Source organism: Ruegeria sp. ABD4_443 (assembly GCF_056160865.1).
Genome location: NZ_JBSWYA010000004.1, coordinates 274,959 through 289,799, shown reverse-complemented (window position 1 = coordinate 289,799; position 14,841 = coordinate 274,959). Strand labels below are relative to the sequence as shown.

The 14,841-nt window shown below is 59.6% G+C and carries 17 protein-coding genes; 6 read left to right on the top strand and 11 right to left on the bottom strand.

Features of this window, described 5'->3' with window-relative positions; translation table 11 throughout:
• Window positions 1-13 precede the first annotated feature (13 nt).
• On the bottom strand, window positions 14-520 hold the full coding sequence (locus ACXAG8_RS10415) for a DUF721 domain-containing protein (protein ID WP_475223835.1): 507 nt from the start codon (window positions 518-520) through the stop codon (window positions 14-16).
• An 81-nt stretch (window positions 521-601) separates the two neighbouring features.
• Between ACXAG8_RS10415 and mutY the strand changes: the two genes are divergently transcribed.
• Window positions 602-1,657 (top strand): A/G-specific adenine glycosylase, encoded by a 1,056-nt coding sequence (gene mutY, locus ACXAG8_RS10410; protein WP_475223833.1) that lies wholly within the window; start codon window positions 602-604, stop codon window positions 1,655-1,657.
• 57 nt (window positions 1,658-1,714) lie between these two features.
• Window positions 1,715-2,851, top strand: a complete 1,137-nt coding sequence (locus tag ACXAG8_RS10405) for an alkane 1-monooxygenase (RefSeq protein WP_475223831.1) — start codon at window positions 1,715-1,717, stop codon at window positions 2,849-2,851.
• A gap of 11 nt (window positions 2,852-2,862) precedes the next feature.
• On the opposite strand, the gene ACXAG8_RS10400 is transcribed toward ACXAG8_RS10405, so the two are convergent.
• The 4 genes from ACXAG8_RS10400 to ACXAG8_RS10385 form a co-directional block, all read right to left on the bottom strand.
• Window positions 2,863-4,245 carry an adenylate/guanylate cyclase domain-containing protein gene (locus ACXAG8_RS10400; protein ID WP_475223829.1) on the bottom strand — a complete coding sequence of 461 codons (1,383 nt, stop codon included), beginning with the start codon at window positions 4,243-4,245 and terminating at the stop codon, window positions 2,863-2,865.
• 147 nt (window positions 4,246-4,392) lie between these two features.
• Entirely contained in the window at window positions 4,393-5,496 is a 1,104-nt protein-coding gene (locus ACXAG8_RS10395) for a DNA methyltransferase (protein WP_475223827.1), read from the bottom strand.
• Between the two features lie 105 nt (window positions 5,497-5,601).
• A complete protein-coding gene (locus ACXAG8_RS10390) occupies window positions 5,602-6,219 on the bottom strand; it encodes a ribonuclease HII (RefSeq protein ID WP_475223825.1) in 618 nt (205 codons plus the stop codon).
• Window positions 6,220-6,329: 110 nt separating this feature from the next.
• Window positions 6,330-6,794 carry a hypothetical protein gene (locus ACXAG8_RS10385; RefSeq protein ID WP_475223823.1) on the bottom strand — a complete coding sequence of 155 codons (465 nt, stop codon included), beginning with the start codon at window positions 6,792-6,794 and terminating at the stop codon, window positions 6,330-6,332.
• A gap of 176 nt (window positions 6,795-6,970) precedes the next feature.
• On the opposite strand from ACXAG8_RS10385, the gene ACXAG8_RS10380 reads away from it, so the two are divergent.
• The 3 genes from ACXAG8_RS10380 (at window position 6,971) to ACXAG8_RS10370 (ending at window position 9,620) form a co-directional block, all read left to right on the top strand.
• On the top strand, window positions 6,971-7,258 hold the full coding sequence (locus tag ACXAG8_RS10380; protein ID WP_475223821.1) for a hypothetical protein: 288 nt from the start codon (window positions 6,971-6,973) through the stop codon (window positions 7,256-7,258).
• Entirely contained in the window at window positions 7,230-7,931 is a 702-nt protein-coding gene (locus ACXAG8_RS10375) for a winged helix-turn-helix domain-containing protein (protein ID WP_475223819.1), read from the top strand. Before ACXAG8_RS10380 ends, ACXAG8_RS10375 begins: the two co-directional genes overlap by 29 nt.
• A gap of 117 nt (window positions 7,932-8,048) precedes the next feature.
• The gene (locus ACXAG8_RS10370) at window positions 8,049-9,620 is read left to right on the top strand and encodes a DUF427 domain-containing protein (RefSeq protein ID WP_475223816.1); all 1,572 of its coding nucleotides are present in this window, start codon (window positions 8,049-8,051) and stop codon (window positions 9,618-9,620) included.
• Between the two features lie 163 nt (window positions 9,621-9,783).
• Here ACXAG8_RS10370 and ACXAG8_RS10365 read toward each other — a convergent pair whose 3' ends face one another.
• The 6 genes from ACXAG8_RS10365 to ACXAG8_RS10340 form a co-directional block, all read right to left on the bottom strand.
• On the bottom strand, window positions 9,784-10,581 hold the full coding sequence (locus ACXAG8_RS10365; protein ID WP_475223812.1) for a DUF1217 domain-containing protein: 798 nt from the start codon (window positions 10,579-10,581) through the stop codon (window positions 9,784-9,786).
• The gene (gene flbT / locus ACXAG8_RS10360) at window positions 10,578-10,979 is read right to left on the bottom strand and encodes a flagellar biosynthesis repressor FlbT (RefSeq protein WP_475223810.1); all 402 of its coding nucleotides are present in this window, start codon (window positions 10,977-10,979) and stop codon (window positions 10,578-10,580) included. Before flbT ends, ACXAG8_RS10365 begins: the two co-directional genes overlap by 4 nt.
• Window positions 10,979-11,353, bottom strand: a complete 375-nt coding sequence (flaF, locus tag ACXAG8_RS10355; RefSeq protein ID WP_475223807.1) for a flagellar biosynthesis regulator FlaF — start codon at window positions 11,351-11,353, stop codon at window positions 10,979-10,981. The genes flbT and flaF overlap by 1 nt, the downstream gene beginning before the upstream one ends.
• Before the next feature lie 75 nt (window positions 11,354-11,428).
• Window positions 11,429-12,670 (bottom strand): flagellin N-terminal helical domain-containing protein, encoded by a 1,242-nt coding sequence (locus ACXAG8_RS10350; RefSeq protein ID WP_475223804.1) that lies wholly within the window; start codon window positions 12,668-12,670, stop codon window positions 11,429-11,431.
• A 208-nt stretch (window positions 12,671-12,878) separates the two neighbouring features.
• Window positions 12,879-13,238, bottom strand: a complete 360-nt coding sequence (locus ACXAG8_RS10345) for a flagellar biosynthesis protein FlgN (RefSeq protein WP_475223802.1) — start codon at window positions 13,236-13,238, stop codon at window positions 12,879-12,881.
• Window positions 13,231-13,503, bottom strand: a complete 273-nt coding sequence (locus ACXAG8_RS10340; protein WP_475223799.1) for a rod-binding protein — start codon at window positions 13,501-13,503, stop codon at window positions 13,231-13,233. Before ACXAG8_RS10340 ends, ACXAG8_RS10345 begins: the two co-directional genes overlap by 8 nt.
• 128 nt (window positions 13,504-13,631) lie before the next feature.
• Between ACXAG8_RS10340 and ACXAG8_RS10335 the strand changes: the two genes are divergently transcribed.
• Window positions 13,632-14,840 (top strand): flagellar hook-length control protein FliK, encoded by a 1,209-nt coding sequence (locus tag ACXAG8_RS10335; RefSeq protein ID WP_475223796.1) that lies wholly within the window; start codon window positions 13,632-13,634, stop codon window positions 14,838-14,840.
• Window position 14,841: the final 1 nt, after the last annotated feature.

Below are 14,841 nucleotides of genomic sequence, written 5' to 3'. Positions count from 1 at the left end.
TCTCAGCCCTTTCTCAACTTTTTGTCTTGGATAGAACGTTGCGGCCCAGACGTTCAAGGGCTGCCCGCAGATCTTGGTCATGTATGTCGCAGGCGGCCTTGTCGGCCTGGGCTGCGATAGTGGGGTCCAACCGGGCCTGCTTGGGTCTGGGTTTGTGTTCGAAACTGGCCTGACCGTCGGCAAACCCCGTTGGCGCAGTCTGGGTGATACGTATGCGGCTTATGGCATTGTACCCGTAAACCGCGTTTACCTTGTCGCGCAGGCGTTCTTTTTGCATTTCCAGCATGGGCGCCTGCGGGCCGGTGGTCAGAACCGTCAGCGTCGCGCCAAAACCGCCCTTGGCATAGCCGACCTTTATGGGCCGCGCGATCTCGGCAATATCCTGTCCGACGATTTCGGCCCAATGGGTCAGCAAGCGCGACACGGCAAAGCCGCGGCTTTCGCCCGCGTGCCGAATTTGATCATTCAGCAAGATCGCGGTCCGCTTGAACCCGCGCGTGGAAGAACGTCTGCGTTGCATCTGGTTTCCAACTTCTGCGCCGCTATTGTAATTGTCGCACAGGCAGGCGCCAGCGAAACCCGACAGAAAGACAGATAAAACTTGCGTGACACCCAAGACCCCGACCTGAGCGATACGCTGCTGGAATGGTATGACGCCAATGCGCGGGAAATGCCCTGGCGCGTCGGTCCGGCTGACCGCGCCGCGGGCATCCTGCCGGACCCCTATCGGGTGTGGCTGTCCGAAGTCATGTTGCAGCAAACCACCGTTGCCGCAGTGCGCGACTATTTTATGCGGTTTGTCACGCGCTGGCCGGATGTATTCGCCCTTGCCGCGGCCCGGGACGAAGACGTCATGGGGGCCTGGGCCGGGCTGGGATATTATGCCAGGGCGCGCAACCTGCTGAAATGTGCCCGCGTGGTTGCACAGGATCACGGCGGGCGGTTTCCCGGATCACATGACGCACTTTTGAAACTGCCCGGCATCGGCCCTTATACCGCCGCCGCGATCTCGGCCATCGCGTTTGATCTGCCGGAAACCGTGCTGGACGGGAATGTCGAACGGGTCATGGCCCGGCTGCATGACATTCACGATCCGCTTCCGGGATCAAAGCCGCAACTCAAGGCCCGGGCGGAACACCATACGCCCATGCTGCGGCCCGGCGATTATGCGCAGGCCGTCATGGATCTTGGGGCCACGATTTGCACGCCCAAAAGCCCGGCCTGCGGCCTGTGCCCGGTGCGCGCACGCTGCCGGGCCCGCGCCGCAGGCAGCCAGGCCGATCTGCCTGCGAAATCGCCGCCGAAACGCAAACCTACGCGCTATGGCCATGCCTATATCGGACAGCGCCGCGATGGGGCCCTTTTGCTGGAACGTCGCCCCGCCAAGGGTCTGCTGGGCGGAATGCTGGGCTGGCCCTGCTCCGACTGGTCGGACAGCCCGTCCGACATACCGCCCTATCCGGCGCAATGGCGCCTGTTGCCGGGCGAGGTGCGTCATACTTTCACCCATTTTCACCTGATATTGCAGGTCTGGGTGGCCGAGCTTGCCGACGACAGGGTGCCCGACGGCACCGAAGCCGTGGACAGGCACAGTTTTCGCCCGCAGACGCTGCCGACGGTCATGCGCAAGGTCCATGCCCTGTGGCGCGGCCAATAGCCGCCGTGCAATCGCCCTGTTGGGGCGTAAGGATACGGCACCAACCGGAGCACCACGATGACCGCACCTGAACCTATGTCACATTGGCGATCTGCCCTGCCATTCTGGGTTTCGTTCCTGCTTGTCCCGGTCATCTGGGTGTCAGCCCTGGCAGGGGGGGTCTGGATTTTGCTGGTCCCGGTATCCACTTGGTGGCTGTTTGCCGTGCTGGACCGGCTGGCCGGTCTTGAGCTGAACAATGCAGACCCCGAAACGCCGGATTCCGCGCTGAGCTGGTACATCGTGCTGACGACAGCCTGGGTGCCTGTGCAATTTCTCACCCTGTTCGGCCTGATCTGGTACACGACCCATACCGATCACCTGTCAGTGCTTGAAAAGCTTGGCCTCTTTTTCGGCATGGGCGTCATATCGGGGACAATCGGCATCAATTACAGCCACGAATTGATGCACCAGAAAGGCCGGGTTGAGCGTTGGTTGGGCGACATATTGTTGGCCATGGTCCTGTATTCGCATTTCCGGTCCGAACACCTGTTGGTTCACCATCGGTATGTCGGCACGCCCAAAGATCCCGTCACTGCGCGGTACAACGAAGGGTTTCACCGGTTCTACCCCCGGGTACTGCGCGAATGCCTGGTGTCCGCCTTTGGCGCAGAGCGCGACAAGCTGGCACGAAAGGACCGCCCCTGGACCGATCGCGCCAACCCATTCTGGCGTTACTGGGCGCTTCAGGGTGGCATGCTGGCCCTGGCCGGGCTGATAGGCGGCTGGGCCGGGGTTGGGCTTTTCCTGGTTCAGGCCGGTGTTGCGATCTGGCAACTTGAACTGGTCAATTATGTCGAACATTACGGCCTGACCAGAAAGCACCTTGGCGACGGGAAATACGAACATGTCCACCCCCGCCATTCCTGGAACGCGTCCTACAAGGTGTCGAACTGGCTGCTGATCAATCTTCAGCGCCATTCGGATCACCACTATAAACCCAACCGCCGGTTTCCGTTGCTGCAGCACCACGCACAAGAGGCCGCGCCGCAATTGCCCTATGGGTATCCGGTGATGACGGTCGCGGCGATGATCCCGCCCCTGTGGCGGCGCGTCATGAACCCGCGCGTCCGCGCCTGGCGGCAGCAATATTACCCCGAGATCACCGACTGGAAGGCATATAACAAGGCGCTCAACCCGCTGCCGCGACGCTGAGCGCACGGCGCCTACAGAACCCAGACATCCATCGGCGCAGCAACGCCCGGAACCGCCTGTTCTGCGCGGTGCGAGAACCCGGTCAGCAAATCGGGCCGCGAGCCTCCTTCCGACAGGGCCTGAACACGAAGGTGATCGCTGACCACGACGCGCGCGCCGAACTGACGTGTCAGCGATTCAAGCTTGGCAGCCACGTTCACCGCGTCTCCGATCACCGCAAACTCCAGCCTGTTCGCCCCGATATCGCCCAAAACGACGGGGCCGAAATGAACGCCGATCCCTACCTGTATCTGCGGTTCGCCCGCTTGGGCGCGTTCGTGGTTCCACTGATCGATGACATCGACCATCGCTCGTGCACAGGCCAACGCATTGCTGGCATCCAGCGGTGTCGTCACCGGCGTTCCGAACGTGGCCATCAGGCCATCGCCCAGATATTTGTCCAGCGTCCCGTGATGGCGAAAGACCTCGGCCTCCATCCGCGCGTGAAACCCGCGCAGGACAGCAATCACATCATAAGGGTCCCGCCCGGCGGCGAATTTCGTGAACCCCACGATGTCGATAAACAATACCGCGATATTTTCCTTGCGGACCTGCTTGAGCGGTTCGTCATTCTGGCTGAGCTCATCGACAACATTGGGCGAGAAATACCGCGACAGGTTTGCCCGCTCGCGTTCGAGCCCGGCATTGCTGATCAACAGCCTGTTGAGCCGCCGCATCGAGACCCCCAGCGTGACCGCAACCATCAGGAACACAACGGCCTGCTGAATACGTTCAGGGGCCATAAAGCTGTTGGGATCAAGACGTTCGGCCACATCGGGAAAACCGCTCAACGCCTCGGCGACACGTTCACTGAGGCCCGGAAACGGGGTGGCCACCCACCAGGCCACGATCCAGCCAAGGGTCCACATCCCGGCGGTCCAGGTACCGATAGCGATAACCGTCCGCCAGGAATAGGCCAGCGTACCTGCGGCCAGGATGATGAAAAAGTACTGAAAATTGTCAAACCGGTACTGCATGGCCAGGGGCCGCACATCATCGCTGAACGGGTTGGGGATGATCATACCAAGCGTCATGATCAGAAGGTCGACGAAAATCAGCGCCAGTTCGGTCCGCGACTGCCCTACCCGCCCGGCGCGGCGGATCAGCCAGCCATTGGCGCAAATAAGCAGCAGGATGAAGTGATACCAAAGAACCTCCCACTGCGGGTTGAGAAAGATCAACAGCACCGCGGTCAGCCCCATCGCGATCCATCGGGCGCGCACGGCAAGCTCAAGCCCTTCGCGCTTGTGCCGTTCCAGGGCTGCTTCGGTGTATTTGTTGTCCAGGTCGATAATGTCGGGTTGTGTCACAAAGAACCTGTCGATACGGGATCCGCCCGCCGTGGTATCTGGCATACCTTATGCTCCGATGCTGTCCTGTCGGATATGGGGAGTGCGGCCCATCCAAACACCCCACAGGCCAAAACAAAAGACCCCGCCGAAAACGGCGGGGCAAGGCGTAGTGCCTTGTGTCAGGCCACAGGCACCGGCGGTATTGCTTGATCAGTTGTGCATCTCGGCCCGGATCTGCTGACGCAACACGTCAATCGGAACCGTTTTGCCATCGCGTTTGAAACACCAATAGGTCCAGCCATTGCAGGACGGGGCATTTTCCAGATGCGCCCCAACCTGGTGGATCGAACCCTTGATATTGTCGCCAATCAGGGTTCCGTCGGCACGCACCTTGGCCCTGTGGCGCTGGTTCATGGAAAACAGCTCTTCGCCCGGTCGCAGCATCCCGCGTTCAACCAATTGGCCAAACGGCACCCGCGGCTCGGCGCGTTTGCTGGCGCTGACCTCCAGCGCGTCGCGGTCGAACTTGCGGATCTTGGCGATGCGCTTTTCGGCCACTTTGCGATAGGAGTCCTCGCGCTCGATACCGATGAACTCGCGGCCCAGCATCTTGGCCACCGCGCCGGTCGTGCCGGTCCCAAAGAACGGGTCCAGAACCACGTCCCCGGGGTTGGTCGACCCCACCAGAACGCGATGCAGCAGGGATTCGGGCTTTTGCGTCGGATGCGCCTTGTCGCCGTTTTCATCCTTGAGCCGCTCATGCCCGGTGCAGATCGGAAGCACCCAGTCGCTGCGCATCTGCACACCTTCGTTCAGGGCCTTCAGAGCCTCGTAGTTAAAGGTATATTTCGCGCCTTCCTGCTTGCTGGCCCAGATCATAGTCTCATGCGCGTTGGTGAACCGCTTGCCGCGAAAGTTCGGCATCGGGTTCGACTTGCGCCAGACCACATCGTTCAGGATCCAGTAACCCGCATCCTGCAGGGCCGACCCCACGCGGAAGATGTTGTGATAGGACCCGATCACCCAGATTGCGCCATTGGGCTTGAGCAGGCGATGCGCCGCCTTCAGCCATGCGCGGGTAAACTGATCATAGGCGGCAAAGCTGGAAAACTGGTCCCAATGATCGTCGACGGCATCAACCTGGCTGTTATCAGGCCGGTGCAACTGACCCTTGAGCTGAAGGTTATAGGGCGGGTCTGCAAAAATCAGGTCAACGGACGCCTCGGGCAGACTGTTCATCATGTCGATGCAGTCGCCGGACAGAATCGTATTGAGCGGAAGCGTCGCTGCTTCCTTGGTCTTAATTGTGGTCATTTCACTGCCTCGGTTCCACGGCGCTTTTGCGCTCATTTGGTTGAGACAAGGATGATTCAAAGACGATTCGCCGTCAAATTCTTTTTTGAATCAGGGGCTTACGATTTACTCTTGATACAAGATATTGTGGACCGGTTTGAACGAACGTCTATGATGTGGGGTCACACCCAGATTTCGCAGCGCCTGCTTGTGCTGTTTTGACGGATATCCTGCGTTTGTCTCCCAGCCGTAACCCGGATGCTGTTGCGCCAAATCCACCATCAGCCGATCGCGCCAGTTTTTGGCGATGATCGAAGCTGCGGCAATCGACAATGACCGACCGTCGCCTTTGACCACCGCCTGCGCAGGCAGAGCAAAGCCGCGCGGGATGAGATTTCCGTCAACAAGCAGAAAATCCGGCGCGGGGCTGAGTAAAGCGACCGCCCGTTCCATCGCCAGATGCGACGCCCTGAGAATGTTCAGGTCATCAATCTCGGCCACCGACGCCTCGGCGACAGCAATCGCTGCACAGTCCTGCAATCGGGCCTCAAGCACCGCGCGCCGCTTGGCCGTCAGCTTTTTAGAATCGTTCAGACCATCGGGAATGTCGGCCGGGTTCAGTATGACGGCCGCCGCGACCACCGGTCCGGCCAAGGGGCCACGGCCCACCTCGTCAACGCCTGCGACCCTGACATATCCCTGCGCGAACAGCGCCTGCTCCAGCTCAAAACTTGGTCCTGTCATGACCCCGGCAAAGCGTGTTTCGGCCCCGGCTGCAACAAAAAAGAGAGGGCGACCTTGGCCGCCCCCTCTCAGCGCGGCGCTTCTTTGGCACCGCTCCTGCTCGAAACCCGTTACTTGAAAACCACGCGGTATCCTTTTTGGCGCAGGCATGCGGGTTCGTATGCCCGGCTTACCTTTGTGCCATTCCAGAAACCAACCTTGCATTGCGGGGGCAGGCTATTGCTGTGTTTGTAGTGCTTGTTCAGGCACGAAGTCCCCAGCAGCGGACGGGTGCGGGAGTACCCCTTATAGGTCCGCAAGCAGCGCTGGGGCAGGTCATACCGCGCCACTTTCCTGGGCAGTGGGCGCAGGTCCCGGTGCTTGGCCTTTGGCGGCACGTATACCTGGTTCTGTTGCCGCGAAACCCGATCGCGGTTCTTGTCCTTGTGATAGTGGTTCACGGCCGCGCCGATTATGGCGATGGCCGCAAGCCCGCCCAGGATGTCATGAGCATCGGCCGCCCGCGCCTGCGAGGCGGAAACGCCGGTAACTGCGATGGCCGTTGCAACGATAAGGGCAATGAATTTCTTGTGCATGATGGCTGTCCTTTTCGGTGTGGATGCGGCCTGGCGACAGACCGCGCATTCGATGACACAACCCTGGGCCGCCACCATTCGGACAAGCAATAACGGCGGCTTGTTATCCGATATCAAACACGCAAACCCCCCTCGGTTATTGAATATCACGGCAACCCGTGCGCAGGATAAAGCCCATGAAACGGATCATCACTTCACTGGCCATCGCGGCCCTGATATCGGTTGGATCGGCTGCCACGGCGGCTGATTGCTATGCGGATTACAAAGCGAAACGGGACAACCCGCTGCGCTTGCATTATGGCGTCATGCAGGTTTCGGCCTGCAAGAAGGGCCCAGCCAAGAAAGAGGTCGCCCAGCGGCTTCAATCCTCGGGCTGGACCCTGTTGAACGTTATGTCCGTGTTCGGACCGGAAGGGTTGGATCAAAGGAAGGCCAATGCCGGAAAATTCTATCTCCGTTTCTGATGCCCGCCGATCAGGGACACGGCTGGTCGGCGCAGGAATCGCCGCGATCATCCTTATCCTGGTCACCGCCGCCGCGTTCCTGTTCTGGACCCTGCCGGACGCGAATGCGTTCAACGCGCGGGTCGAGCGGTTGTTTGTCGAAAGCGATCTGACAACCCAGGCCGAGATCAAGCTGCTTGAAATCCTGGCCCAGTCCGGCACTGCCTTTGCCGATACGCTGTCCAGCTATCGGACCGTCATCTTTGTCCTGTTGGTCTTTGCAACCGCCATGTTGGTCACGGCACTTGTTTTCCTTGTGATGCTGGTCTTGCTGAACCGCCGCATGGCCCAGATCGAACGGACAGGAATTCAGGTGACGTCCCTGATGATCAGCCGGGATGAAAACACCGTCTATCTCAACAACATGGATTTCAAGCTGACCCCTGCCGCGATGGAAACGCTGTCGGTTCTGGCGGAATCCCGGCTTGATGACGAGGTTCTGTCTGGCGCCCAGATCGAGGCGGTCATTTCCGGCAAATCCGCCGCCGACTGTGACGAGGCCGCAGGCGCCACCCGCATCAAACGCCTTAGGGATGCGCTGGGCAATCAGATGGTCAGCGAGTTACTGGTCAAGAACATCGCCAAAAAGGGCTATATGCTATCCATTGAAAAAGACGTGATTCAGATGGTTTGACCCTTTGATCAGATTGTCGATCCGATTTGGACGCGTCGGGTAAATTCTGTGTTCCCCCCTTGGAATATTCCCGTTCAAGGCCCATCCTAAGAAGGGCCCGGCCAAGGGAGGTTGCTGATGAACGTTCACTCCAGTCCGAAAGGTGCAGGCTACGGGATTTCGGTTGAAAAACTGGATGGCCCGGTCGCCATTTACCGTGATGATGTCCTGCTGGCCCAAAGCCGGCGCGCAAAGGTCATGTACGAGACACGGCTGCCGCCGTCGATCTACATCCCGCGCGAAGATGTCTGCATCGAGCTTGGGCCCGAAACCGAGTTGCAGACGTTTTGCCCGTTCAAAGGCACCGCGACCTATCATGACGTGCACCTGCCGGACGCAAGGTTGACGAACTCGGTGTGGGCCTATGAACAGGCCCTGCCCGAAAGCAGGGACATCCAGGGCCATATCGGTTTTATGCCCAATGCCTATACCCGGATTGACCTGGGCGAAAACCGGCTGCGCCAACCCGATGACGGCAATATCAGCGGCCCGCTGATCGACTGGCTGATGCGCGGCGCGTCTGGTCTGGCGACGCCCGAGGCCTTGACCGCGGCGCTGGCCGAAAAGATGCTGGATCATGGCATCGCCATTCAACGGCTCAGCATCCTGGTCTGGTCGCTTCACCCGCTGATCGCGGGCAAACACTATATCTGGGAAAAGGGAAAGGCCGAGATTTCGACCCATGCCCCGACCTATGAAATTCATGATCACCCGGCCTTTATCAACAGCCCCCTGCGGCATGTTTCAAACGGGCTTGGCGGCGTGCGTCAGCGGCTGAACGAACAAACCCCGCAAGACGGTTTTCCAATCCTTCAGGACCTGCGCGCCAAAGGGGCCACGGATTACGTGGCCATGCCGCTGCCGTTTTCCGACGGGCGTACCAACGTCCTGACCCTGACATGTGACCACCCCGATGGGTTCACGACCGAAAACCTGGGGCTGGTTTTCGAATGTTCCTCGGTCATTGCACGGTTCTACGAAGTGTTCATGCAACGGGAAAACGCCCAGGCCCTGTTGGAAACCTATGTCGGCAAACGAACCGGAGCGCGGGTTCTGGGTGGCGACATCCGCCGCGGCGATGGCGACGATATCGATGCGGCGATCATGTTTTGCGATCTTAGGAACTCGACCATCCTCGAAGAACAATTAGGTCGCAGCGCCTATATCACTTTGCTGAATGCGTTTTTCGAAACCGTTTCTGGCATAGTCCACGAAAATGGCGGCGAAGTTCTGAAATTCATCGGCGATGCCGTCCTGGCCGTTTTTCCGGCCGGCCAGGATGCGCACAAGGCCCGGTCGAACGCACAGCGCACGGCGATCGAAATCGTCAGGAAACTGGCAGAGTTGCGCACAACCGAAACGGACCACCATTGCGATTGTTCCATCGGCGTCGCCTTTGGCCGCGTGACCTATGGCAATGTCGGTTCGCGCGAACGGCTGGATTTCACGGTGATCGGACAGGCCGCAAATATCGCGGCCCGACTTGGTGAATTCGGAAAAATCGCCAACCACCGGATCGTGGTTTCGGAAGACATCGAACCGGCCTGCAGCCAGGCGGTTCCACTTGGGGATATCAAACTGCACAATGTTTCGCGACCGGTCCGGTCTTATGCCTTGCGGACAGAGGCGGACGCCATCCTGGACGCCTGACAAAACGCTATGGTTGCCCTGGCCCCTGTCAGCACAGGCGCCGCCCGCACCACCGGCACGCGATGGCCACGACGCGCCCGAAACTGCTACCGCAGCTCGACGTGGGTCAGATGGCTTGCCGAGGACCCGACGTGCAACGCAAACCCGACGGGGCAAATCTGGTTCAAGTGCCTGCGCCCAGCAAAATCAGGGCGGTTTGGGCTGGCGAGATCGAGTTCTGAATCTCTGCAATCTGGCTGCGGGCGAGGTATGTGTCGGTAATCTGGCCCAAAACCTCGGGGTCGGAAAACTGAGCCAGGTCAGAAGACCCGGTAACCCTGGACAGTTTTTCCTTGAATACTTCCAACTGCTTGTCGATATCCAGCTGGGCAAAGTCCGATGGCAGACCCAATGCGGTTTCCATCATGGACCGCAGCGCCGTGAGACCCATCAGATCATACCATTTCGTGTCCTCGGTGCTGTCCTCGGCCGCAAGGTCAGCCAAGGTGTGCTGTGCATAAAGTGCGATACGCAGCGTTTCGTCTGATTCACCGACCGAAATCTCGAACTGGGCTGCCAAATTGTCCTTGGCCACTTCCGCCATCTCGGCGGCATTGCCGGTTTTCAGCACATCGCCTGGGCCAAAGCCGAACGCTTTGGAAAAGGCGCTGTATCGGCTGTCGGACAGCTTGTTGGCCAGCGCGTCATCCGCCTGCGTTCCATCGGACAGCACTTTTTGAACAAAGTACCGATTGTCCAGATCATCCTGCAACCCAAAGGCGCCAAGGGCCACTTGCAAAAGCCTGCGATCGCTCACCAGGTCTTCGGCCGTGCGCACCGAAGAGATGTTTTCCAAAAAATACTCCGTATCTCTTTCGTTCACTGGCGATGCCGAAAATGTCTGCAATTGCGCATCATAGGTGCGCTGCAGGAACCGCCACCCCACAAGCCCGCCTGAGGGAACGACCGCCTGAAACGTCATTGCCGATACGCCATCAGCCGTTCTTCGCGCGGAAGAAGTGAACGCAGGGATTTGAGGCATTTATAATATTGTTCGGTCACCAGGGCCTCGGTCGCTTCGGTCAGGACACGCCTGCTGTCGGCATCGGTGAACACCTGGCTCAGCTCTTCGACCCTGCGCAGCAATTGCTGGCGCGCCTCGCCGGGATCCATGTCGCCGGACAATACCAGTTGCGCGGCATAGCACACGCGGCGCACCGGGGTGTTTGCCTGTTCCGGATGAATGGCGTCCCGCAATCGCAAGACATTGGCCTGAGGCGTCATGATCGAAAACCGGCTTCTGCGGTCACCGTTTTCGATCACCACCCCATTGATCAGAACCCGTTCCTTTGGGGCAAGTTTCAGCACAAGTCCCCCCATCACGCGGCCCCTTTCTGTCGCAATCCGCGCAGAACGGCCATGTTGATCTCAAGCAGCGGCTCGACCTCGGCGGTACGACCCAGAACTTTGCTGCTGTGCAACTCGGTGAACTCGGCCAAATAGAAGATCTTTGCACGCAACTCCTCGGGCAGGCCATTATGCGAGTTCGACACCCCTTGTGCCAAAACGCTCCACAATTGCCGATTTGCGTGCAGAGCTTGGACAAATGCCGAGAAGTCACTTTTTTTGTGGATAGCGGCGGCTTTCAGTCGTTGCGTAATCCGCGAGATCGCCTCGTATTCTGTATCCCGTGGCGTGCGCGTCGGCGCGGCTGGCTGCGCATAGGCGCGCCGGGCAAGCGTTTGTGGTGTCACCGGAAATCCTTCCTTTGGGCAGTCTTGGGCATCATGGCCGGGGCATCACGCGGATGCCCCGGCCGGGCTTTTCGATTAGCCGAACAGCGACAGGATCGACTGCGGCGACTGGTTGGCAATCGACAGCGATTGCGTCGCCAGCTGCTGCTGAACCTGCAGGGCCTGCAGCTTGGCAGACGTCTCTTCCATATCGGCATCAACCAGAGAACCGATACCCGAGGTGAACGAGTCGGCCAGGTTCGAGATGAATTCCTGCTGTGTCTCGATACGGCCCTGGGCGGAACCGAACGACGCCGAGGCATCAATCGCGGTGTCGATCAACGATTCAATGGTTCCCAGCGCCGCTGCGGCACCGGAATCAGTCGAGACATCGATCGAAGACAATGCCCCAAGCCCACCGGCACCGGCATTGGTGAATTGGGCGGCAACCGTTACGTCACGATCCGCGTCAACGCCACCAGCGCCGGTGACAAACGCCAATGTTCCGGGGTTTGCCGAGTCATAGTCGATTTCAACACCGGTGATCCCCAGCGCGTCGATCTGGTTTTTCAGACCAACCGCAACCAGCGCATCGGTATAGGCCGAATCATAGGTGCCCGAAGGGTCAATGTCGCCGGCCTGGACAGTGTAGGATGCAACCTTGTCGCCGATGGTGATCGAAACCTTGTCGCCTGCCGCAAAGTTGTCAGTCGAACTGTCAATCACGAGGTCGCCGGACCCGCCGGTCTTGTCCATGGTGAAGCCCGCGGCATCGTTATCGGTGGTCGCATTGTCAGAACCGGCCAACACGCCCTTGCTGGCATAGCCACCGGTCGAAAGGTCCTGACCGGTCACGGAAATCGAAGACGCCGAGACATTGCCGGCACTGTCGCGGTCAAGCGATGCCAGAATGGATGCGGTGCCCGAGGTGCCATTGACCAGGTTCAGCCCGTTGAACTGCGCCGCACCAACAACCGATGCGATCTGATCACGCAACGCGGTCACGTCGTCATTGATCTTGCTTCTGTCGACATTGTCCTCTTGCGCGGCGACGATCTTGCTTTTCATTTCAGTCAGCAGGTCAGTGACCGTTTCGGCCGCATTCCGCGCAACCGCCACGGTGGATTCACCCAGCGCAAGACTGTCCTTGATCGCGTTGAAACCGTTCACGTCCGATTCCATGACTTTCGAAATCGCCCAAACAGCCGAGTTATCCTTGGCCGTGGCAACATCCTTGCCGGTTGAAATCGCGTTTTGAGTTGCGGCCAGGTTCTTGTTGACCGACTTCAGGGTTTGCAGCGCAACCATTGCGCCATTGTTCGTCAGAATGCTGGACATGCTTTGTCATCCTTTACTGTTCAAGCGTTTCGACGCTTATTTGACCCCGCCACGCGGGCGGGCATTCTGTCGTTCTGACCTGTGCGATGTACCGGACGGTGATCGCGCCACCCGCTTTTTAGGTGCCCCGTCAGTATTGAGCGCTATCCCCTAACGGAATGCTAAGGGCCAAAGGCCGAAACCGTCGGATTTGAATCAAACCCCGCACCTAGGCGCGCTTTTCCAGCTTTGAATGGCTTCGAACGGCAAATCCGTTTCGCTTTCCCGCGGAATCATACATGCTGAATTCCTGCCTGACGCGCCGCAGTTCGGTCATGCGCGCGGCAACGGCGCGGATACCTTCGGATGCGCTTTCCAACAGGGCCTGGTTTCGCTCCAGTTTGCGATGCACCCTGATCAACTCGGCGCTGTCGCGCACATGCATGTCGTTGATGGCCTCAACAAGTTTTTCCTTTTCGGGGAACATTTGGTCCAACAAGCCCAGCTCGCCATTGACCAAAGCTGTCCGTTCAAGATCCAGCACCTCTTCCAGGGCTTTGATCAGGGTTGCGTTCGCATCGTCAGGCATCGTGATTCTCCAACATTGCATTGAACAGAATTTCCGACAGGCCGACCCCGCCGGACCGGGCAAGCTGTTGCGCCTGTTCCTGAACCAGAAAGGACGCGAACTGTTCTTCTCCGACGCCGCCACCAAAACCGTGCTGCGCCTTGCCCAGCCCCGCAGATTTGAGCATCTGTGCAAGAAAGGTCGCCTCAAGCTCGACCGCGGCGGCCCGAAGCCCGGCCTCGGTTCCCGTAGATCGCGTTGAATGAGTGGTCGCCGATATTTCCATTTCAACCTCTGAAAATTGTTTCGAACTTTCACGATCAAAAAGGAAAGCAGTTAAAATAAACGTAACCTCATGCGGCAATTCTGATCCCGTCCCAACGGAGCCGGAGCAAAATGCCCATCCCGACTATATTGACCACGACCCCAGCAACGCCCACCGCCCGCCTGCCCGCAAGCGAAGCCGAGGCCGAGGCGGCAGGTCGCGGCGCGGAATTTAGCGATTTCCTGATCGAAGACGCCGCTGCCGCGCCTCTTGTGGCAAATCCTGAGATTGTTTCCGACGACAGTATCGACGGCGAGGTCGATCCGGATATCCCACAGCCTTCGGACGATCCCGAGCAGGTGACCAGGTCCATTGGCCTTACCCCAGACCCCAGTGACATCGCGCCAAAAGCCGAGCCGGATCGCCGCGATCCGCCCGATATAGAACAGCCCGCCGTCGACTTCGAAGATGACGGGTACCCGACACCGCTTTTTGGCGCATTTGAAGGCTCGGGCAGGCCGGTTCGGACCGAGCCTTTGACAACATCGACCTGGCCCAGCGCGCGCGAGTCCAGCCCGGTGCGCGCGTCGGTTGATTTCGGCACGCCCAATGCGAACCAGACCCCGGTTGCAAATCGCGCCACCGACGTCACTGTGGGTCGCGGCGCACCGGCGACGCCCGCACTTGTCCGGAACACCGAGATGCAGGAATCGCTGACCCGCGAACCCATCCCTGCCGCACCAACCTCTCCGACAAGCCACGCCGCTGCGACCGCGCCGCCCCCGCAGGTACCGGCGGTTGCCCAGCTTCAGCTGGCCGCACAAGCACAGCTGAGCGCTGCGGAAAAATCCGCGGATCATGCTGAAATGCCCGAAACCCTTTCGGCCGGGGACACGCAACACGCCCAAACGACACGGGAAACCGCGCCTGCAAACGGGCCCGCCACGGTGGTGAACCGGGCAGAAACGGCACGCGCCGTCGCAGGGCAAATGGCGGCGGTTGTGTCGGCGCGACCCGGCGGCGGGGCGATTGATATCGCGCTCAACCCCGAAGAGCTTGGGCGCCTGACGATCACCGTGAACGGGCGCGATGACGGCATGCATCTCAGCATTACCGCCGAACGCCCCGAAACGCTGGACCTGATGCGCAGGCACATTTCCATCCTGTCGGACGAATTTCGCGACATAGGGTTCGGCGACCTGTCGTTCGACCTTGATCTGTCACAGGAAAGCCCCGGCGATGATGCGCCCTCGGGCGCAGAGGTTTTCGTTGAAACGACCGAGGGTACAGCGCTCACCGAAGACCCGCGCGCCGCGGTGCGGTCCGCCTCGGACCGGGGCCTCGACATAAGGATATAAA

What these genes read in the sequence shown, in the direction of transcription:
- ACXAG8_RS10415 (WP_475223835.1), bottom strand. Translation starts at nt 520, where the DNA reads ATGCAACGCAGACGTTCTTCCACGCGCGGGTTCAAGCGGACCGCGATC.
- ACXAG8_RS10405 (WP_475223831.1), top strand. Translation starts at nt 1,715, where the DNA reads ATGACCGCACCTGAACCTATGTCACATTGGCGATCTGCCCTGCCATTC.
- ACXAG8_RS10400 (WP_475223829.1), bottom strand. Translation starts at nt 4,245, where the DNA reads ATGCCAGATACCACGGCGGGCGGATCCCGTATCGACAGGTTCTTTGTG.
- ACXAG8_RS10395 (WP_475223827.1), bottom strand. Translation starts at nt 5,496, where the DNA reads ATGACCACAATTAAGACCAAGGAAGCAGCGACGCTTCCGCTCAATACG.
- ACXAG8_RS10390 (WP_475223825.1), bottom strand. Translation starts at nt 6,219, where the DNA reads ATGACAGGACCAAGTTTTGAGCTGGAGCAGGCGCTGTTCGCGCAGGGA.
- ACXAG8_RS10385 (WP_475223823.1), bottom strand. Translation starts at nt 6,794, where the DNA reads ATGCACAAGAAATTCATTGCCCTTATCGTTGCAACGGCCATCGCAGTT.
- ACXAG8_RS10380 (WP_475223821.1), top strand. Translation starts at nt 6,971, where the DNA reads ATGAAACGGATCATCACTTCACTGGCCATCGCGGCCCTGATATCGGTT.
- ACXAG8_RS10375 (WP_475223819.1), top strand. Translation starts at nt 7,230, where the DNA reads ATGCCGGAAAATTCTATCTCCGTTTCTGATGCCCGCCGATCAGGGACA.
- ACXAG8_RS10370 (WP_475223816.1), top strand. Translation starts at nt 8,049, where the DNA reads ATGAACGTTCACTCCAGTCCGAAAGGTGCAGGCTACGGGATTTCGGTT.
- ACXAG8_RS10365 (WP_475223812.1), bottom strand. Translation starts at nt 10,581, where the DNA reads ATGACGTTTCAGGCGGTCGTTCCCTCAGGCGGGCTTGTGGGGTGGCGG.
- flbT (WP_475223810.1), bottom strand. Translation starts at nt 10,979, where the DNA reads ATGGGGGGACTTGTGCTGAAACTTGCCCCAAAGGAACGGGTTCTGATC.
- ACXAG8_RS10350 (WP_475223804.1), bottom strand. Translation starts at nt 12,670, where the DNA reads ATGTCCAGCATTCTGACGAACAATGGCGCAATGGTTGCGCTGCAAACC.
- ACXAG8_RS10345 (WP_475223802.1), bottom strand. Translation starts at nt 13,238, where the DNA reads ATGCCTGACGATGCGAACGCAACCCTGATCAAAGCCCTGGAAGAGGTG.
- ACXAG8_RS10340 (WP_475223799.1), bottom strand. Translation starts at nt 13,503, where the DNA reads ATGGAAATATCGGCGACCACTCATTCAACGCGATCTACGGGAACCGAG.